At 40.1% G+C, this 20,104-nt stretch carries 19 protein-coding genes and 1 tRNA gene; 6 read left to right on the top strand and 14 right to left on the bottom strand.

What is annotated here, in order from left to right; all coding sequences use genetic code 11:
* Nucleotide 1: 1 nt before the first annotated feature.
* Nucleotides 2–1,114: a putative type IX sorting system protein PorV2 gene (locus QJ048_RS09015; RefSeq protein ID WP_282334011.1), complete on the bottom strand. Its 1,113-nt coding sequence runs from the start codon at nt 1,112–1,114 to the stop codon at nt 2–4.
* Nucleotides 1,115–1,327: 213 nt separating this feature from the next.
* Here QJ048_RS09015 and tyrS point away from each other — a divergent pair, with 213 nt between their 5' ends.
* Nucleotides 1,328–2,605, top strand: a complete 1,278-nt coding sequence (tyrS, locus tag QJ048_RS09020; protein WP_282334012.1) for a tyrosine--tRNA ligase — start codon at nt 1,328–1,330, stop codon at nt 2,603–2,605.
* 51 nt (nt 2,606–2,656) lie between these two features.
* On the opposite strand, the gene QJ048_RS09025 is transcribed toward tyrS, so the two are convergent.
* Entirely contained in the window at nt 2,657–3,973 is a 1,317-nt protein-coding gene (locus QJ048_RS09025) for an APC family permease (RefSeq protein WP_282334013.1), read from the bottom strand.
* Nucleotides 3,974–4,075: 102 nt separating this feature from the next.
* Nucleotides 4,076–4,567, bottom strand: coding sequence for a DinB family protein (locus tag QJ048_RS09030; RefSeq protein WP_282334014.1), 492 nt, complete (start codon nt 4,565–4,567; stop codon nt 4,076–4,078).
* A gap of 104 nt (nt 4,568–4,671) precedes the next feature.
* Between QJ048_RS09030 and QJ048_RS09035 the strand changes: the two genes are divergently transcribed.
* A tRNA-Gln gene (locus tag QJ048_RS09035) sits at nt 4,672–4,742 on the top strand.
* A gap of 120 nt (nt 4,743–4,862) precedes the next feature.
* A complete protein-coding gene (locus QJ048_RS09040; RefSeq protein WP_282334015.1) occupies nt 4,863–5,030 on the top strand; it encodes a hypothetical protein in 168 nt (55 codons plus the stop codon).
* Nucleotides 5,031–5,177: 147 nt separating this feature from the next.
* Here QJ048_RS09040 and QJ048_RS09045 read toward each other — a convergent pair whose 3' ends face one another.
* From QJ048_RS09045 to QJ048_RS09060, 4 genes are all read right to left on the bottom strand, one after another.
* Nucleotides 5,178–6,554 carry a 3-keto-disaccharide hydrolase gene (locus QJ048_RS09045; RefSeq protein ID WP_282334016.1) on the bottom strand — a complete coding sequence of 459 codons (1,377 nt, stop codon included), beginning with the start codon at nt 6,552–6,554 and terminating at the stop codon, nt 5,178–5,180.
* Between the two features lie 24 nt (nt 6,555–6,578).
* Nucleotides 6,579–7,769 carry a Gfo/Idh/MocA family protein gene (locus QJ048_RS09050; RefSeq protein WP_282334017.1) on the bottom strand — a complete coding sequence of 397 codons (1,191 nt, stop codon included), beginning with the start codon at nt 7,767–7,769 and terminating at the stop codon, nt 6,579–6,581.
* Nucleotides 7,770–7,864: 95 nt separating this feature from the next.
* Nucleotides 7,865–8,809: an FAD:protein FMN transferase gene (locus QJ048_RS09055; RefSeq protein ID WP_282334018.1), complete on the bottom strand. Its 945-nt coding sequence runs from the start codon at nt 8,807–8,809 to the stop codon at nt 7,865–7,867.
* A gap of 129 nt (nt 8,810–8,938) precedes the next feature.
* A complete protein-coding gene (locus tag QJ048_RS09060; protein WP_282334019.1) occupies nt 8,939–10,252 on the bottom strand; it encodes a Gfo/Idh/MocA family protein in 1,314 nt (437 codons plus the stop codon).
* A gap of 269 nt (nt 10,253–10,521) precedes the next feature.
* On the opposite strand from QJ048_RS09060, the gene QJ048_RS09065 reads away from it, so the two are divergent.
* On the top strand, nt 10,522–10,962 hold the full coding sequence (locus tag QJ048_RS09065; protein ID WP_282334020.1) for an META domain-containing protein: 441 nt from the start codon (nt 10,522–10,524) through the stop codon (nt 10,960–10,962).
* 148 nt (nt 10,963–11,110) lie between these two features.
* Here the strand turns inward: QJ048_RS09065 and QJ048_RS09070 are convergent, their stop codons facing one another.
* The gene (locus tag QJ048_RS09070) at nt 11,111–11,248 is read right to left on the bottom strand and encodes a hypothetical protein (protein WP_282334021.1); all 138 of its coding nucleotides are present in this window, start codon (nt 11,246–11,248) and stop codon (nt 11,111–11,113) included.
* A gap of 69 nt (nt 11,249–11,317) precedes the next feature.
* Between QJ048_RS09070 and QJ048_RS09075 the strand changes: the two genes are divergently transcribed.
* Nucleotides 11,318–13,615 carry a GH92 family glycosyl hydrolase gene (locus tag QJ048_RS09075; RefSeq protein ID WP_282334022.1) on the top strand — a complete coding sequence of 766 codons (2,298 nt, stop codon included), beginning with the start codon at nt 11,318–11,320 and terminating at the stop codon, nt 13,613–13,615.
* A gap of 174 nt (nt 13,616–13,789) precedes the next feature.
* On the opposite strand, the gene QJ048_RS09080 is transcribed toward QJ048_RS09075, so the two are convergent.
* Both QJ048_RS09080 and QJ048_RS09085 read right to left on the bottom strand, forming a co-directional pair.
* Nucleotides 13,790–14,503 carry a basic secretory protein-like protein gene (locus tag QJ048_RS09080; RefSeq protein WP_282334023.1) on the bottom strand — a complete coding sequence of 238 codons (714 nt, stop codon included), beginning with the start codon at nt 14,501–14,503 and terminating at the stop codon, nt 13,790–13,792.
* A gap of 137 nt (nt 14,504–14,640) precedes the next feature.
* Nucleotides 14,641–15,663: a LacI family DNA-binding transcriptional regulator gene (locus QJ048_RS09085; RefSeq protein WP_282334024.1), complete on the bottom strand. Its 1,023-nt coding sequence runs from the start codon at nt 15,661–15,663 to the stop codon at nt 14,641–14,643.
* 261 nt (nt 15,664–15,924) lie between these two features.
* Between QJ048_RS09085 and QJ048_RS09090 the strand changes: the two genes are divergently transcribed.
* Nucleotides 15,925–16,128, top strand: a complete 204-nt coding sequence (locus QJ048_RS09090; RefSeq protein WP_217792009.1) for a hypothetical protein — start codon at nt 15,925–15,927, stop codon at nt 16,126–16,128.
* 125 nt (nt 16,129–16,253) lie between these two features.
* Here QJ048_RS09090 and rfbD read toward each other — a convergent pair whose 3' ends face one another.
* The 4 genes from rfbD to QJ048_RS09110 form a co-directional block, all read right to left on the bottom strand.
* Nucleotides 16,254–17,132, bottom strand: a complete 879-nt coding sequence (gene rfbD, locus QJ048_RS09095; RefSeq protein ID WP_282334025.1) for a dTDP-4-dehydrorhamnose reductase — start codon at nt 17,130–17,132, stop codon at nt 16,254–16,256.
* Between the two features lie 24 nt (nt 17,133–17,156).
* Nucleotides 17,157–17,723, bottom strand: coding sequence for a dTDP-4-dehydrorhamnose 3,5-epimerase (rfbC, locus tag QJ048_RS09100; protein WP_282334026.1), 567 nt, complete (start codon nt 17,721–17,723; stop codon nt 17,157–17,159).
* 175 nt (nt 17,724–17,898) lie between these two features.
* Nucleotides 17,899–18,963: a dTDP-glucose 4,6-dehydratase gene (gene rfbB / locus QJ048_RS09105; RefSeq protein ID WP_282334027.1), complete on the bottom strand. Its 1,065-nt coding sequence runs from the start codon at nt 18,961–18,963 to the stop codon at nt 17,899–17,901.
* 84 nt (nt 18,964–19,047) lie between these two features.
* Nucleotides 19,048–20,031, bottom strand: coding sequence for a UDP-glucuronic acid decarboxylase family protein (locus QJ048_RS09110; protein ID WP_282334028.1), 984 nt, complete (start codon nt 20,029–20,031; stop codon nt 19,048–19,050).
* Between the last annotated feature and the right edge of the window lie 73 nt (nt 20,032–20,104).

A 20,104-nucleotide genomic window follows, 5' to 3' on the forward strand; every position in this document is an offset into this window, starting at 1 on the left:
CTTATTTTTTTCCGCTTTTTTTCTTAAGATCAAGTTTTAGAGAAAAAACATGCGTATACAGAGGATTGGATTGGTTGGCCAGATTTGTATAAGCGTAGTCAATTTGAACATTGGATACTTTGAAACCAGCCCCTAAACTTGGCTGATAAATCCAAACTTTTTTCGTGTTGGTGGTATCGGCATCATCCAGTGTTTTTTGAAAATTGTTGATACCTGCTCTTACAAAAAACACATTATTGATAGATGCTTCGAGCCCAACTTTCGGGTCTATACTTACCGGATTAAAACTAACAATTGTTCCACGTTTTCCATCGAAAGTAACATCAAGATTTGCTTCCGCCAGCAAGTTAAAAGACTTAGAAATATTGAAATTATAAGCTCCGCCCAGGATCAATTTGGGAGCGGTAAGCTCAGTTGATTTTACAGGAACCTCGTTGTTTGTTACGTAAAAAACTTCTCTCATTTGCTCGCCGATATTGTATGACCATGCGTTGAAAGTTGTTGTAACGTCTCTTGCAACGGCCCCCAACTTTAAGTTGCCAGATTGATACTGCACACCTGCATCAAAACCGAAGCCCCATGCAGTGGCAAAATCGCCGGCTTTACGGTGTATTATTTTTGCATTAACACCGAAGTTGAATTTACTTTCATTTTTCAATTCAACTTCTTGTGCCAAAGAAAAAAGAAAGGCATAGTCTGCAGAAGAGAAGGTGGTAATATTGTCAAAGTTGAGTGTTCCGTCGGGCTGAACTAAAAATACTGTATTAGGAATGTCATCCACTGCAAATCTTAAAACAGAAATGCCCAGCGTTCTTTTGCCGTCATTTAAAGGGATTGCCAAATTACCATAGTCGTATTTTCCTATACCCGCGAAGTATTCAGCGTGCATCAGGTTCACCTGGGGAGCATTTTTTACATTCACCAGGCCTGCGGGGTTCCAATAACCGGCGGTACCGTCCTCAACGCTCGCAATTTGGGCGTTACCCATTGCCAACGCCCTTGCACCCGTACCGATATTCAAAAATTCGTTGGAATATTTGCGGAACTGTGCAAACCCAGCAGTAGTTTGGAAAAGGACAAAAAACAATAAAAGCTGCCTCATTACATGCTTCATGCATTCAGTTTTTCTAAGATAATTGAATTTTTATAAGTATATAAGATGCTATTTCATTGCTAAAGGCTGCATTTCTGCCTTTATAAATCAGACAATTCTGGGCAGAAAAAAGACATCCGATAAGCAAAAAAACAAACGTTCCGGAAATGTAATTATTGCACACTATAGTTGTATTAACTGATTAATTTACTTTTGCGGAAATTATTCAAAGATATGAACCTGGTAGAAGAATTACGATGGAGAGGCATGATTCAGGATATTATGCCTGGAACTGAGGAACAATTGCTTAAGGAAATGACCACTGGCTACATCGGCTTTGACCCTACTGCCGACAGCTTACACATTGGAAGTTTAGTACCTATTATACTGCTCGTACATTTACAAAAGGCTGGGCATAAACCAGTTGCGCTGGTTGGGGGTGCCACCGGCATGATTGGCGACCCGAGCGGGAAAAGTGATGAAAGAAATCTTCTCGATAACGAAACGCTGCAAAAAAATGTGAACGGCATTAAAAACCAGCTGGAAAAATTCCTGGATTTTGATGTAACGAAACCAAATGCCGCCGTGATTGCCAATAACTATGATTGGTTTCAGGGCATTTCTTTTATAGACTTTCTGCGCGATGCCGGAAAACACATTACTGTGAACTACATGATGGCTAAGGATAGCGTGAGAAAACGCATTGAAGGAGAAACCGGAATCAGCTATACTGAATTTGCTTACCAGCTGATGCAGGGCTACGATTTCTTCTGGATGTACAAAAACATGAATGTCAAATTGCAAATGGGCGGTAGCGACCAATGGGGGAATATGACAACCGGAACTGAGCTGATTCGTCGTAAAGCCGGTGGCGAGGCTTTCGTTTTCACCTGCCCGCTTATTACCAAAGCAGATGGCGGAAAATTTGGTAAATCAGAAAAGGGAAACGTTTGGCTGGACAGTCAAAAAACTTCTTCTTACGAATTCTACCAGTTCTGGTTGAAGGCTTCTGATGAGGATGTAATAAAATGGATCAAGATATTCACTTTCATTCCGAAAGAAGAAATTGATGCCTTAACCGAAGCGCACGATAAAGACAGAAGCAAACGAGTTCTGCAATCCAGGCTTGCAAAAGAAGTAACAACTTTTGTGCATGGGGAAACTGAATATTTGAAAGCAGTAGAAACAACTGAAAAATTATTCTCTCAGCAAAATGCGCCAGCAGAGTCGCTTTCATTGGAAGACTTGGAGGGCATGGATGGTGTTGTGAAAATTGATTTCCCGTTGGAGAAATTGAAAGCAGGTGTTGACATCGTAAGTTTTCTTGCAGAGACCAACATATTTCCAAGCAAAGGCGAAGCCCGCAAAATGGTACAGGGTGGCGGTGTGAGCATCAACAGAAACAAAGTTGGTGATCAACAATTTGCTATAAACGATTCATTGCTGTTGCATGACATGTACCTGCTGATACAAAAGGGTAAAAAGAATTATTATTTGGTGAAGGCGGTGTAGACAATGATTGAATAACTGATGTTTTATGAACAATCAACATCAGTTATTCAGTTACAGTTTGCCTATCGATTTATGCGTCGCAATAAACACCAACACTCCTACTGCAGCGATGCTTATACCTCCCAAAGCGAAATAGCCAGTTGAAAATAAGATGAAGAGCCACGCTGCAATTGACACGATAACAGGCAGCGGGTACAACCGCATTTTGTAAGGCAATTGATCAGTTCCTTTTCTTTTTCTCAACAACACAACCCCTATCGCTTGTGCTATAAACTGCACCAATATGCGCATTGCTAAAATGGCGCTGATCACATCAGATAATTTGAAGAGTAAACTGAAGATCAGGCCCACGCCTCCGAGAAACAATAACGATACATAAGGAAACGATTTTGTTGGATGCAGCTTCGCAAATATTTTGAAAAAACTTCCGTCAACTGCAGCCGCATAAGGTACACGGGAGTAGCCAAGCATTACGGCAAACAACGAAGCAAAAGCGATCCACAAAACCAGTGCTGTCGCCACTTTTGCAGCCGTGTAACCATATAGCTTTTCAATAAACGTACTTACCAAAAACTTTGATTCCATAGCTTCCTGCCATGGAACTACTTTTACGATACTCACGTTCATAAAAAGATATAGTATCGCAATACCAATGATGGAAATAAATATGCTGCGTGGGATATTTTTTCCCGGTTCTTTTATCTCTCCACCTAAATGACAAACATTGTAATACCCGAGGTAACTGTACACTGTTTTAACAGAAGCTTGTCCCAGTAATGCCCACAAGGCAAATGAGAAAAGCGTTTCATTTCCTTCCGGCAAAAATGTGTAGGCGACAGTACCTTTTGTAAAGCCTCCAAAAATGATCCAGCCTATAGTAATAAAAACACCGCTACACAAAAACACAGATATCTTACCAATCGTTTCTATTTTCCTGTATAACAAAAATGTTGTCAAAATAACGAGAGAACCCGATACAATCTTTCTCTCAATATCTCCCAATGGCACGAGATAACTTAAGTACTGCGAAAATCCAATAGACGCAGAAGCCACGACAAGCGGGGCCTGTATGCATGTTTGCCAAACGAATAAAAAAGAAAGAAGCTTACCCCATTTTGAAGGATAAGCTTCTTTTAAAAAATTATAACTGCCTCCGGCTAGCGGGTATGCGGCCCCCAATTCGCTCCATATCATTCCATCTATTAAAGATATTCCCGCGCCTAATATCCAGGCCCATAAAAACAAATGAGAACCTGTTGTTTTTATTACCAATGGCATTACAACAAATGGCCCTATTCCCACCATATCGATCATGTTGATAGCCGACGCCTGTACCAGTCCTATTTTTCGCTGAAGTGTTGTTGACATGAAGAGACAAAGGTAATTGAAAATTGAAAGTTGAAAGTTGAAAATGATGGGTCAACAATCTAAAACCATTTTCAATTTTCAACTTTCAATTTTCAATTAAATTTACTTTTCATCCGCACTCGGGCCATACAATCCCGGCACAGGAATATTAAGTAGCCGCAGATAAACAGTGAGCTGCCCTCTGTGATGAACGATGTGATTAAGCACCATGTATCGTAGAACTATTTTCCGTGGTAATGTGAACATCACATTGTCTCCATTTCGTAATGTCCATTTCTCTTCCATTTCTTGGTCGGTAACATTTTGAAGCACTTCTTTTGCAGTAGCCAAATGTTCTTCGAAAAGCGCTAAAATATCCGCTTTGGTTTCTGCTTTTTTTCTATCAAAACCTTTTGACAAATCCAGTTCGGAATGCTTGATTGTCATTACTACCCACACTGGTAATTGCGTAATGTGCTGAGCGAGATAGCTAATGGTGTAGGATTTTTCATGCGGTCGCCAGCTCAAATTTTCTTCCGGTAAATTGTTCAACACTCTTCTAGTTCCTGCCGCTTCGTGTTCTAATTCTGCTATAATAGCCTTGTTTAGTGCCATAGAATAATTTTTTTTAAAGTTATCAGAAAAAATTTTCGAAAAAGTTTGAAATTTGTTTTGGCGTGAATGTACTGTTCCCTTATTTTTGCACTCCATTTACGGATTGCCCGATAGTATAATGGTAGTACAACTGATTTTGGTTCAGTTTGTCTTGGTTCGAATCCAGGTCGGGCAACAAAAAAGCCGCTTCAATTGAAGCGGCTTTTTTTATTTTATTTTCTACTATTCCCCTTATGGCCGCCTAATAATCCACCGGACAATGTTTGGGTATTATAATACACATTGGAAGTAAACAATGGAAAGAGAAAAAATTACAAACGAAGAGCGTTACTCTAAAATCTTGAGTCAAATAGAAATCTATTTAAAAAAAGGGTTTTCGAACTTGACCAAAAAAGAAATGCAAGATCTTGAACTGTTATCACAGGCTGCAGAGGAATGGGAGCTTAGCAATATTAATTTATAATCAACGCGGGAGCTGTATAACCAAATCCTCAAATCATGCAGTTCGGCTTTATGTGAAAAAAGCTTGCCGAATTTACCAGCAAGCTTTTCAAAAAGAAAGAATGCGATTCGCCCACACCATTTTCAATTTTCAACTTTCAATTTTCAATTACTTTAAGGTCTTTATTTTAATATTCCTAAAGCTTACTTCATTACCATGATCCTGCAACAAAATGTGCCCCTTTGGAGCTTCACCGAAGTTCGGCCATACTTTGTATTTGCTGATCGCAACCAGATCGCGGAAAGATTTTGAACCTCTTTCATATTCAAGCACTTTGATTCCATTGAGATAATGCTCAACATGATTATTAGGCAACACCACAACGCGTCCTGTGTTCCACTGTCCTATCTTTCGAACAAAGCGCGGATCTTTTTTTGCGGTGATCAAATCATATAAAGAAGACAGTGTTCTATTTCCATCGCGCCCCAACTTCGCATCAGGATGCAGTTCATCATCCAGAATCTGATATTCAAGACCTATTGCTGAACCTTCATTATTCTCACTAAGTGTCACAAAATATTTCACTCCACTGTTTGCACCCGGAGTAAGTTTGAATTCAAACGAAAGATCAAAGCTTTTGTATTCATCGATTGTTACAATGTCGCCACCATTTGCAGACTCTTTTCCTTCGGATGAAAGAACGGTCAAAGCGCCTTCTTGAATTTTCCAGCCTTTGTCAGGGAACCCTGGCTTATAAGCGCCTTTCCAGCCGTTGCTAGTTTGCCCGTCAAACAATAATTTCCAGCCATTGCTTTTTTCGTAGCCACTTAAAGTGTTCAACTGCTTATTTACCACAAAAATATTTTTCGCAAATGGAGCCGGTTTTAGATTAGCGGTTTGAATGCGAATATTTTTGAAGTAAACTTTCTTACCAGCTTTGTCATTCTTACCAATGGCGTGTACCTGTAAACCGATGAACCCTTTTTTATCGGCATCGTCAACGAGATAAGCAACAGACTGTCCATTTACAAACGTGCGAATCTCGCTGCCAATACATTCAATGCGATAGTGATTGTAGCCGCTCAGTTTGAATGCTTTCTTCGCTTCAGGATGCAGCGTAAGAGGATACAACCAATCTCTTCTTGCTTCATCGTAAATACCGCCCGACCATGCTCTTGAAGAGCCGTCTACTTCAGCCTGATAGCCATACACACGACCTTTACCTTCATTTCCTTCGGGATCAAAATGACTGCGTAATTGAATGCCGGAATTAAAAGTAGAATCTTCAATTTTGATATCTGCTTCCAAAATAAAATCACCATATTCTTTTTCAGTTACCAAAAATGAATTGGGCGAACCGGCAACCGTTGTGCCGACTATATTGTCATTTACTATGTCATATTTTGCTGTTCCTGTTGCCTGTTTCCAGCCATTTAAAGTTTTGCCGTCAAACAAATTGGTCCATCCGGAAGTTTTTGTTTGTGCAAAAGCCGGAACAATAAATGCGCTGCAAGCGAGTATCATTATCGAGCGGGTAAGTTTCATATTGTTGTTTGTTTTTTCTTTTAGTTATCTGGAAAAATTATAGGTTGTTTGCCAATTTTGCGTTGTTCGTGAATCAATTGCTTTGTTTGCAAGATGCACACACACAGCTGTTGTCGCGCCAGTTATAATGTTAGATGCAGGAATGGATTTCTCCGTTATAGATTTATAAAAGTCTTTCAAAGCATACCATGTGCCGTCTTTCAGTTTTTCTTTTACCAACGAAACGCCCCCGTCATTTCTTTCTACAATTTTAGTGGCACCGGTAACGCCGTCTACGGTTTCATGCATCGCGTCGTTTCCTTTTTCAGGATAAAAAACACCGTCGTCGGTTAACAAATGTACTGCGCCTTTTGTGCCTTTTATTTTGAAAATATAACCATCGTGCGCATTGCCACAGGTTGCACCAAAGTTGCCGATCATGTTGTCTTTATTATATCGCAGAATGGCTTGCACATTGTCGTTTGTTTCCCTGCCGTCTTTGTAAAAATCGATGCCCCCAGCGCCCACCACTTCGTTTGGATGCGTATCAAATGCCCAGTTGATAAAATCAATTTGATGCGATAGCAACTCTGCTACCAAGCCACCGGAATATTCTTTGTACATGCGCCAGTTGATTTTTCTTTCCAACTCAGGTGAAGGTACCGGTCTTCGCCAGTTCCGGTTACGATCCCAACGACAATCTATCTGCACCACTTTGCCGAGGTAACCTTTTTGTATCATTTCCTTTACAGAAAAATACAAAGGAGAATAACGGTATTGGTGACCAACCTGTAACACCTGTGTACTGTGGCTTTTAGAAAGCTTCACCAGGTCAATGGCCTGATCAATGGAATAGGTCATCGTTTTTTCAAGATAAACATGCTTGCCTGCTTTTAATGCATCGACAGCTATTTTGTAATGCTCGGAAAGTGGCGTGGCTATTACAACCGACTGAACATTTTTATCGTCGAGTAATGCTTTGTAATCTTTGTAGACTTTTGGATTATTTGTGACATCGACTTTTTTTGCCTCTTCAATTCTGAAATCTAGTACATCACAAATAGCAACTATTGTGAAATTATCGCTTAACTGTTTCAATACGGACATTATACCCTTGCCTCTGTCGCCGCAACCAATAATGCCGGCTGCAAAAGTATTTGCATACAACAGTTGATTGCTCAGTAGCAATCCTCCTGCCATTATACTTCCGTTCCTGATAAATCCTCTTCGATCCATTTTAAACTTTTTAAACGTTCAACTTTCAGATTTACCACTAAGGCACTAAGGACGCTAAGTTTCACTAAGAGCAGCCCTTGTGTGGATTAGTGTCCTTAGTGTCTTAGGGGTGAATTAAAATCTTTAAAATTAGCGCTTACAGTATCTCTAATAGCACCGCCAATCTCGTAGATAAAATATGCTCTCATATCTTTTCTACCATCTACAAATTTTATCGCCTGTGTAAGTCCCATTAACATTAACGCATTGTCATAAGCATCGGCGGTAATGGCATCTTTTGCAAACACCGTAACACTTATCAATTCGTTTTGCGAAGAATAGCCTGTTTTCGGATTGATGATGTGCGACACCTTCTTCCCTCCCGACTCGTGATATTTTCCATAACTCCCCGAAGTAGTTATTGCGCCACTATCCAGGCTTATCACTTTTTGAAAATGTTCTTTATCAAAATCACTCTGCGGCGCTTCTATGCCTATTTTCATGGCAGTGTTTTCCGGATATTTTTTTCCTTTCACTCTTATCTCACCACCGACTTCAATCATGTAATTGCGAATACCGTTTGCTTCGAAAAAATCGCTCAACACATCCACGCTATATCCCTGTGCAATGCCGTTCACATCTATCTGCACGCATGGCTTTAATTTTCGCAGAAAATTACTTTCCAACACCAGCAACTTTGAACTTATGCATGGCAACAACGATTGAATAACGGCGCTATCCGGGTCGTCTACATTTTTCTTATTTCCAAATCCCCATGCCTGCACAAGCGGCAAAACGGTAATATCAAACAATCCGTTCGTTTGCTCGTATGTGTCTAATGATTTTTTTACAACCGCTTTCAAATGCTTATCAATGTTACATCCGCTGGCAGATGCATTGAATTGGCTAATGACTGAATATGGTTTGTAAATTGACAAAGAGCTATCGAGGCTGTTTAATATGCTATCAACCTGCAGTTGGTGTATCGAACTATCTTCCGCGTAGTACGTAATGTGATAGGTTGTTCCCTGCGCAAATCCGTTGATTTGAATTTTATGCATTTCATTAAACGATTGCACATTCCAAACATTCAACCACATTAAAAACATTAAAACATTCATAACGTATCGCCCGGGCGAATGCAATTCGCCCCTACAATTTTCAAATTTTCAAATTCCCAAATTTTCAAATTAAACCACCGGTTCCCAGCCTTTTTCATACGTTCTTCTCCACAATGCCATCGCGTCTTTATCGTTCAGAATATGGCCGTTTGATGCATCGCAATTCAACGTGCGTCCCGTTCTTTGTGAAATATTCGCCAGATGACAAAGCAATACGCTTTTGTGCGCCTCACTTACCGGAGAATTTAATTTCGCCTCGCCACGAATGCTTTGAAGGAAATTGTCGAGGTGAAACAAATCATCGTTGCCACTTGCGCTTAATGTATTCCCCGCCTCTACAACAGAAGTGCTTTTTACTTGCTTGATCAGTTTATTGCTGGCATCATAAATGGCGTAGTCACTACCACCCTTGTTGATCAGTGAACCTTTATCTCCGTAAATAACAAAGCCCCGTCCTGAGCCTTCTACGGGAAAATTATTGCAACTTCTTCCTTCCCACGTAATGGCTTTATCATTGCCAAATTCAAAGCTCGCGATCTGTGTGTCTGGTGTTTGCCAATCGTCTTTAAACGCATATCTACCACCGGCAGAAGTCACTTTTGTTGGATATTCAGCATCCAGGAACCAGCGGCAACAATCAAGCTCGTGTGTAGCATTGTTGCAGGTTTCAGATGTGCCCCAATGCCAGAACCAATGCCAGTTATAGTGAACCAGATTGTCCTGGTAATCGCGTCTTGGCGCAGGACCTTGCCACAATTCAAAATCGAGCGTGGCAGGAACCGGAACTTTTTTCCCGATGCCAATTGATTTTCTATTGTTGGTATACCATGATTTTCCTAAGTAAGGTTTGCCGATGATGCCACCTCGTACTTCCTGCACAGCTTGTATCAATGTAGGCATTGATCTGCGCTGGTTACCCATTTGAATGAGTTTGCCAAATTTTGTTTCAGCTTTTGTAAGCAACTCGCCTTCATACGGATTGTGTCCGCATGGTTTTTCTACGTACACATGTTTCCCATTGGAAACGCCCAATATTGCAGCAGGAGCATGCCAGTGATCAGGTGCGGCAACTACCAATGCATCAAAATCTTTTTGCTGAACAAGTTTGCGTATATCTTTTACAACAGTTGGTTTGCGTGGTGCATTTTTCAATGCATTCAACCCGTTTTGAATGGCTTTATCTTCAACATCGCAGATGTAAGCGATCTCCACATTGGGCATTTTGGAAAAACATTCGGCGAGATATGCTCCCCGGCTATTGACGCCCATCACAGACAATACAACTTTATTACTGGGGGCCATTTTTCCAAACACAGGAAAATTAAGAATGGTGAGGCCTGCGGCCGAGGCGGAACTTAACTTAATGAATTTTCTGCGATGCATTGTGACAAGCTTTTTTTATTAAGTGTTAAATGTAAATAATACGTCTGAAATTTTTTCTGTTTATTTAAAAGTTAATCAGGTTGTTTGAATTAATTTGAAAATTTGAAAATTCATTCTGTGCAGCCGGACATTTTACAAATAAACTCACCGATATCGGAGGGCAAATAAAAAAATCGCCATGACGCACCAAAAGCATTTTCAAATTCTCATATTTTCAAATTTTCAAATTGGCCGCCTTTCCGTATCTTGACCGCCTAATATTTCGCAACATGAAAAAACTACTGTACTCGTTTCTTATTTTAACAGCTGCATTGCTTTCATTTTCGCACAGCAATGCCCAAAAAAAGAATCGTAACAAGAATTCTTCTTTAGCTGGAACAGATTGGAAACTGGTATACGCTGGAAATATGCCTTACAATCCGCCTCCTGGAGTTAGGATCGTTTCCATGATATTAAATGACTCAACTAAAAATATAAGCGGTTTTTTGGGTTGCAACAATCTTGCGGGCAGCTACATGCTTTTTGGAAAAGACGGTATAACATTTACGGTTGTTTCAACAAAAAAGGCATGTTCGCCGGATGCGATGAGAATCGAAAACGAAGTGTCAACAGCTTTAAATGATGCCAATAAATATAAAATTGATGGCGATAAGCTTGCACTTTTTAAAGATGACACATTTGTAGCTGCATTTACTGTTCAGAAACAATAATCTTTCCAAGGTATAAAAATAAAAACGGGTAGTTTGCGCTACCCATTTTTATTTGTTTCTGTTTTATCTTAAATCATTTCATCGGATAAAGTAGGGAATAGAGCTGTCGCCTCCCGTTGTAGTGTTAGGCAACGGAGTATACTTAAAGTTAAGCTTCCTTTTCCATAGCGTTTAATATCTTGGCAGATTTTTCTTTTAATTTCTTTTTTTGCAACCTCTTCTTTTTCATTGCACTACCCTTACCTTCTTTCTGATTCAGGCCGATTTCTTTAAATTGGATGAACATCCTTTTTATTTTGGTAAAACGATTTACCTTTGTTTTAATCAAATATGATTTTACCTGAAACTAAATTACATGAGAATATCATTGGGCCTACTTTTTCTCGCTATGAACTTAGCGGCTTTTTCTCAACAGAACGGTACTGAGAATCTTGTTCAATATGTAAAACCAATAATTGGCACACAGCGCATGGGCCACACGTATCCCGGCGCTACGGCTCCTTTTGGTATGGTACAGCTAAGTCCAGATACAGACACCATTCCGTATGAAACGAATGGCAAATACAATGGGGATGTCTACAAATATTGCGCGGGCTACCAATATGATGATAAAACGATCGTAGGCTTTAGCCACACACATTTCAGCGGAACCGGGCACTCTGACCTTGGTGATTTTCTGATCATTCCTACAGTGGGAGATATTAAACTCAATCCCGGTACAGCAGACAATCCAACCAGCGGTTACCGTTCAACATTTTCCCATAACAACGAAACAGCAGAAGCAGGCTATTACAAGGTAAAACTCGACCGCTACAATATCGACGCTGAGCTTACCGCCACTGCACGCGTTGGCTTTCATCAATATACTTTCCCAAAAAGCGATAATGCACACATCATACTCGATCTGATGGCGGGCATTTACAACTACGATGATAAAGATGTGTGGACATTCATGCGGGTAGAAAATGACACGCTTGTAACCGGCTATCGCCAAACGAATGGCTGGGGGCGCACACGCACTGTTTATTTTGCAATGAGTTTTTCCAAACCAATTGCAGAATATGGCAATGAAAATTTTGATAAAAAACAGGCCTATCACGGTTTTTGGGGCAAATTTGACCAAAGCAAAAATTTTCCTGAAATAGCAGGAAAACGATTCCGCGCCTACTTCAATTTTAAAACAAGTGAAGGCGAAAAAATAAAAATAAAATTTGCATTATCTCCGGTAAGCACAACCAATGCGCTAATGAATATGCGTGCCGAAATTCCGGGCTGGGATTTTGAGAGAGTAAAAAACGATGTGCAGAACGCATGGCAAAATGAATTGCAAAAGATCACCATTCAATCCCAAAGCAAGGAAGAGAAAGAAAATTTTTATACGTCAATGTATCATGCATTCATCAACCCTATCACTTACATGGACGTTGATGGCTCTTACAAAGGGATCGATCAGAATGTGCACAAGGCTGATGGCTTTACAAATTACACTGTTTTCTCGTTGTGGGATACATACAGGGCGCTGCATCCATTCTTTAATTTGATACAGCCAAAACGCAATGCTGATATGGTGCAATCGATGCTGGCACACTATGATCAAAGTGCGGAACACATGCTACCGGTATGGTCGCATTATGCCAATGAAAACTGGTGCATGAGCGGCTACCACAGCGTTTCTGTTTTGGCAGATGCTATTGTGAAAGGCAATACAACGTTTGATGCCGGCAGGGCATTAAAAGCTTGTATTACAACTTCGAGCTTTAGAAGATTTGACGGGCTTGGCTACTACATCGATAAAGGTTATGTACCCTGCGATAAAACAGGAACATCTGTTTCTACAACACTTGAATATGCTTACGATGATTGGTGCATTGCTCAAGCCGCGAAAAAACTGGGCGATACAAAAGTGTACAATGAGTACATGAAGCGATCTGAAAATTACAAGAACGTTTTTGATCCCTCTATTGGCTACATGAGACCGCGATACAGCGATGGTAAATTCAGGGAAAAATTTGACGTACTCAGTACAAATGACCAGGGCTTTATTGAAGGCAATGCATGGAACTTCAGCTTCTTTGTTCCCCACGATCCTGCGTCGTTGATTGCAATGATGGGCGGAAAAAAAAAATTTGCGCAACATCTTGATTCATTGTTCACCATGGAGCTGCCTGATAAATATTTTGCAGAAACAGAAGACATCACACGAGACGGAATTATTGGTAATTATGTGCATGGAAACGAGCCGTCACATCATATTGCATATCTCTACAACTGGACGGATCAACCGTGGAAAACACAGGAGCGTGTAAGAATGATACTGAAAAAACAATACCGTTCAGCACCGGATGGTCTTGGAGGAAATGATGATTGCGGACAAATGAGTGCATGGTATATTTTCACCACGCTTGGCTTCTACCCTGTTGCTCCCGGCTCAGATCAATACTGGCTGGGAAGCCCTGCAATTGACGGAGCAGTTTTACATCTTGAAAATGGTAAAACATTTACTATCGAAGTAAACAATCAACGCCATAGGAACGTGTATGTGAAAAAAGTATTGCTGAATGGACAACCGCTAAACAGACTTTACATAACGCACAGCGAAATTATGAACGGCGGCAAGATCAGTTTTTATATGAGTGATAAGCATGGAAAGTGAGAAAGAAGATGCAGGCGCATCTTTTTTTAACCGCAAAGGAAACGAAGGGAGGTGACGAGGGCCGCAAACGTTTTGCAGCGCAAAATTTACTTAAGAATGGCCAAGTCAAAAACGCTTTGTTTCCTTTGCGCAACCTTAGGACCTTTGCGGTTAGTTCAAAAAAGACCGAAGGTATTAAATCTCTGGCTTCGTTGCATACATCGCCCACAGCTCATCTACATTTTTGCTGGTTAATTTTTTCCAGATATCATCGGTGTAGGTTCCCGCACGCATAGCTTTATCCAATTCTTTTACAATGTTGGGCCGAACATTTTTTGTAAGCCAGACAAAAAATCTTGCAGTAATGCGATATGAGTTATCGTAGTGCTGAGAAGCAGAAAATGCCGGCAGCGTCCAACCCGCTTCTTTGTTTGCAACGCCCATTGTATAACGCACGTAATCTGCGATACCTTCTGTAACCCAGCCGGGACCACCAGGATAAGATTGTGTGATGTGCATGACTTCATGTATCACTACATCAATATCATTTGGATTTTTGCGGAACCATTGCGGGTTGTAACGTGTAAGACCATCAGCAGTAGCGGCGACTCCATCATAAGTTGGATCAATCAGGAAAGTCACTTTTTTAATTGTTCGGGGATTGTACTCCTTTGCCTGTTTCGGATAAACTTTAAAATACGCATCGATCATTTTCATTTTCACTTCATTAGTGAACTGTTGATCTTTATTTACAAAAATGAGTGTGTACCCGTTTTTTGTAATGGAGTCCACTTTCGTAAAATCTTTTGTGTCGTATTCTCTCCAGGAGTTTTGAGCAGTCGCACTGGTAATGGTAACGGCAGTGAGCAAAATACCGCCGAGCAGTTTTTTGGTAAATGTATTGGTCATGATACTGTTTTATGACCAAATTTAGGTAAAACGTTTTATCCAAAAAACCCAGGTGCTGAACGCACAATGCCTAACGCAGTTCCACCACAATATGGCGTTGCCTTACCGACGAGTGTTAAGCATTATGTGTTTGGCATTTAGCGCTTCTCTTTCTTCACCGAATTACGTTTAATCAAATTTGCCGGTATCTGTATTTTGTTGGTGATGAGATTACTTTCTTTTTTGCCTAATTGCGTAAGCAAGAGATTCATAGCGGCCCTCGCGATTTCTTCAGTTGGCTGTTGAATAGTTGTTATACCGGGTGCATATAAACTGAATATTTCGTGATCGTCAAAACTCACCACTGCAATATCTTCCGGCACTTTGTACTTCATATTGGACAGGCTTTGCAGGCCCGCAATTCCAAGATAGTTGGTTGCAAAAAATATGGCATCCATGCCTTTATTCTTCTTGATAAACGAGGTAATGCCATTTACCATTTCTTCTTTAGTGGATTCGTATTGCAACGTAAGTACAAGCTTCTTATCCGGTTTCATGTTATGGAATTTCAAGGTCTCCATATATCCTGATAAACGTTCTTTCATTTGTATCAAGTCAATATCTACCGTTACAAAACCTATGTTTTGATATCCGGCTCCAATTAAATGATCAACTCCTTGTTTAATCCCGTTGAAGTTATCAACCAGTACGTAAGGAATATCCAGACCTGGATAATAACTGTCCATCAATACAACCGGTTTTTTGCTGGCCATCAATTTCATCACATCCTTCTCAAGTCCGGCAGTAGGCGTAATAATATAGCCGTCAACTTGCTGATCAGCCAGCAATTCAATCATCTCTCTTCCCTTGCGAATATTATTTTCAGAACTGCAATAAACAATTCTGTAGCCATATTTTTTTGCTTCGCTTTCCAGTTCTTTTGATAAAGCGCCAAAAAAAGATCCGCCAATATTTTCAACAATAAGTCCTATTATTTTTGATTGCCCCGTGCGAAGACTCACAGCTATTTGATTCGGTTGATATCCTTCTTTCTTTGCTGTGGCTAAAATTTTTTTTGTAAGTGCGTCGCTGGTGCGTCCTTTTCCGTTCAAAACAAATGATACGGTAGTAGGCGATGTTCCGGTCATTCGGGCAATGTCTTTGATAGATATTTTCTTCATACTGGCAATAGCAGTTTTATTTCTCGTCGCAACAAACGGCAACATTAAGCCACAATATACACAACCGTTACTTCATTTATATTTTTCAGAGACTTTGTCCCTGTATTTATCAATAGAGGTCATCTTAAATCGCGTTTTTTTGATTTTACGGTAAAACGATTTACTTTTAATCCTCTCAACCTATTGTAAGAAACATGAGAATGAAAAAGACCCGCTGACTTCAAAAGTCTGTCGGGTCTTTTTATTTATATTGCCTAAAAAATGCGCAATACCACTAAGCTGAAACAAGTGCTGCTAAAGTATGACATCGATCTCTCCATGGACGACGATGAGCTTATGCGCATGACACTTGTAGATAAAACAACCGGCGCATTGAAAACATTTGAAAACAGCTCTTATAGTTTCCTCATTAATAAAGCATACTCCTTTTTTAAGAAAGAACTGAAAGGTCAAATTAATAATTAATAAAGAATAATTAATAGATGTAACTCGCGAAGAAAAGAAAGACTTTCTTTATTCTGAAACTCGACAGGGTTGCATTCAATGGTGAATGCAACCCTGTTAATTTTTAATATTAATTATTAATTTCTTCAGGCAATGTATCTCATAATCTGCAGCAAACATGCCTGCAAACTATCTTTCCACTCCGGAATATGCAAATGGAAGGTTGATTTGATCTTGTCTTTGTCAAAAGCAGAATATGCAGGGCGTTTAGCTGGAGTTGGATAAGCAGACGATGGGATCGGATTTACCTGGCATTTGCTGTTACTTAATTCTTTTATGGCAACTGCGAAATCATACCAGCTGATGATACCTTCGTTTGAATAGTTGTAAATACCTGCCGGCCACTGTTTGTTATCAACTGACGATTGGCAGATATCCAATATTGCTTTCGCCAGGTCAGCAGCATATGTCGGTGAACCTAATTGATCACTTACTACGTTGATCGATTCGCGTTCGCTCATCAGGCGCAACATCGTTTTCACAAAGTTGTGACCGTACGAAGAGTACACCCAGGAAGTGCGAAGGATGACTACAGAAGGATCGTTTTCTGTCGCAAGCTGCTCTCCTTTTAATTTGGAGGCGCCGTACACGCCAAGCGGATTTGTTGGATCAGATTCCTTATAAGGAACGGTTCCTGAGCCGTCAAAAACATAGTCTGTTGAAACGTGCACAAACCTTGTATTGTATTTTTTACAGGCAGCAGCCAAATAACCCACAGCATTAGCATTTACAGCGTATGCAGCATCTTCATCAGTTTCCGACTTGTCTACAGCAGTATATGCTGCGCAGTTAATGCAAAAGGCAAATTGATGCATATCAAAAAAACTGTTGATAGCAGTTTCATCTACTATAGACAGTTCGTCTTTATCAGTAAAAATAAATTCAAACTGAGGATAGGATGATTCCAATTGCTGCAATTCGCTGCCCAATTGGCCATTAGCGCCTGTTACAAGAATTGTTTGCATAGTAATATTAAGATGATTAGAGCATTATTTTTTTTCCAAAAAAACGAAACCATGTATACAATTAGCATAAACGGGATACACTTTATCCTTGTCCGATAATATCATTTTGTCAGCTGGTATTTTCCAATCTATATTCAATGCAGGATCATTGAAAAGAACGCCGCCTTCACTTGCTTTATCATAAAAGTTGTCGCACTTGTACATTACTTCAGCAGTTTCCGTTAACACAGAGTAGCCATGGGCAAACCCCTTCGGCACCAGCAATTGCTTCTTGTTTTGCGCAGATAATTCTATTGAAAAAACTTTTCCCTTCGTAGGTGAGCCGTCTCTGAGATCAACTACTACATCAAGTATTGAGCCCTCCAATGTTCTTATTAATTTCGTTTGAGCAGATGCGCCTTTTTGATAATGCAATCCACGCACAACGCCGTACATCGACCGGGCCTGGTTGTCTTGAACAAACTTTATATCGATTCCTTCCTTTGCAAAAAGACTCTGGTTATAACTCTCAAAGAAATATCCCCTGTCATCGCCAAACACGGCAGGTTCAAATACCAATAAATCAGGGAAGTCGGTTTTAATAAAAGGCATGAGAAATTTTGAGTTATGTGTTATTAGTTTTGAGTTGTTGGTTGATAGTTGTTAGGCTTTCAAGAATTTAAATTTCAAATAAAGTTTACCGCGCCAAAACAATTCTTAATTCCTAATTCTTAATTGTTATTTCTTCATTCAACCACCTTATTAATTATTCTTTATTAATTATTAATTATCGTTTCGCGTACTGCTCTTCATAATAATGCTGATAGTTACCGCTGGTAATATCGTTAATCCATTTTTCATTTTCAAGATACCAGTCCACCGTTTTTTCCAACCCTTCTTCAAACTGCAAAGATGGCTCCCAGCCGAGTTCTTTATTGAGTTTGGTAGCATCAATCGCGTAGCGCAAATCATGTCCCGCTCTATCGGTCACATAAGTGATCAGTTTTGCAGAAGTGCCTTCTTCCCTGCCTAATTTCTTATCCATCAGTTTGCAAAGCACATGAATAAGGTCAATATTCTTCCACTCGTTGAAACCACCAACATTGTATTTCTCGCCCACTTTTCCTGTATGGAAAATTGTATCGATCGCTCTCGCGTGGTCGTTTACAAACAGCCAGTCGCGTACGTTTTCACCTTTGCCATACACGGGTAATGGCTTGTTGTTTTTGATGTTGTTGATCATCAACGGAATTAATTTTTCCGGAAAATGATGAGAGCCATAATTGTTTGAGCAGTTGCTCATTATGACAGGCATGTGGTATGTGTGATGGTAAGCAAACACAAAGTGATCCGATGATGCCTTGGATGCAGAATACGGCGAGCGTGGATCGTACGGCGTTTCTTCCGTAAAGAAGCCTTCTTCACCAAGAGAACCATATACTTCATCTGTTGAAACATGGTAGAACAATTTGCCTTCCATACTTCCTTTCCACAGTTTGCGTGCCGCATTCAGTAAAGTAACAGTTCCCAAAACATTCGTTTTTACAAACGCTAAAGGATCAAGAATACTTCTGTCTACGTGGCTTTCTGCCGCAAGGTGAATAACGGAATCAAATTTATATTTATCAAACAGTGCTTCTATTGCGGCTTCGTCCGTAATATCGGCTTTTTCAAAAGTATAGTTTGGTTTGCTTTCTATATCCGTAAGGTTCTCAAGATTACCTGCATAAGTTAGAGCATCCAGGTTAATGATGTTGTAATCAGGATATTTATTTACAAATAACCTTACTACGTGAGAGCCAATGAACCCGGCACCGCCAGTTATCAGGATTGTTTTTTTCGCGTTGTCCATAGTATTAATTGAAAGTGGAAAATTGAAAGTTAAAGAAAGGAAATTGGTTTGTCCTTCATTTTCAACTTTCAATTTTCAATTAAATTATTTAATGCTTTGAAATTCTTTCGGCTGTTTTACGAGCTCTTCTTTTGGTAGGGATTTGAAGTATTCATAGGTTATTCGAACGCCTTCTGCACGTTTTACTTTTGGCTCCCAGCCAAGTATTTCTTTTGCTTTTGTGATGTCTGGTTTACGTTGTTTTGGATCGTCTTTTGGCAAAGGTTTGTACACTATCTTTTGCGCTGTGCCTGTCAATTTAATAATTTCTTCTGCGAAGTCTTTTAGAGAAATTTCATCAGGGTTACCGATGTTTACAGGATTCACATAGTCGCTCAATAGCAAGCGGTAAATGCCTTCAACCAGGTCATCTACATAACAGAAAGAGCGGGTTTGAGAACCATCTCCAAATACTGTAAGGTCTTCTCCACGCAGTGCCTGGCCTATAAATGCAGGTAACGCACGACCGTCATTTAGTCGCATACGCGGACCGTAGGTGTTGAATATGCGCACGATCCTCGTTTCCAAGTTGTGGAAAGTGTGGTAAGCCATTGTGATAGCTTCCTGGAAACGCTTTGCTTCATCATATACACCGCGTGGGCCTATTGGATTTACGTTACCCCAATATTCCTCGTTTTGCGGATGCACAAGCGGATCTCCGTAAACTTCGGATGTAGATGCGATCAACATCCTGGCGTTTTTCGCTTTTGCCAAACCAAGACAATTGTGTGTTCCCAATGAACCCACCTTCAGGGTTTGGATAGGAATTTTTAAATAGTCGATTGGGCTTGCCGGAGAAGCAAAGTGTAAGATATAATGCAGTTCGCCCGGAACGTGAATGAATTTGCTTACATCGTGATGGTAAAATTCAAATTGTTCGAGCTTGAAAAGATGTTCAATATTGCGAAGATCGCCTGTAATAAGATTATCCATTCCTATTACATGGAATCCTTCTTTTATAAAACGGTCGCAAAGATGTGATCCTAAAAATCCTGCGGCACCGGTGATGAGAACGCGTTTACGAGACATTGATTGAGAAATTAAAAATTAGGAATTAGGAATTAGTGTTTCATATTCTACGAGCGAAAATTAAATACAACGT

The organism is Pinibacter soli, from assembly GCF_029961145.1.
GTDB classification, from domain to species: domain Bacteria; phylum Bacteroidota; class Bacteroidia; order Chitinophagales; family Chitinophagaceae; genus Pinibacter; species Pinibacter soli.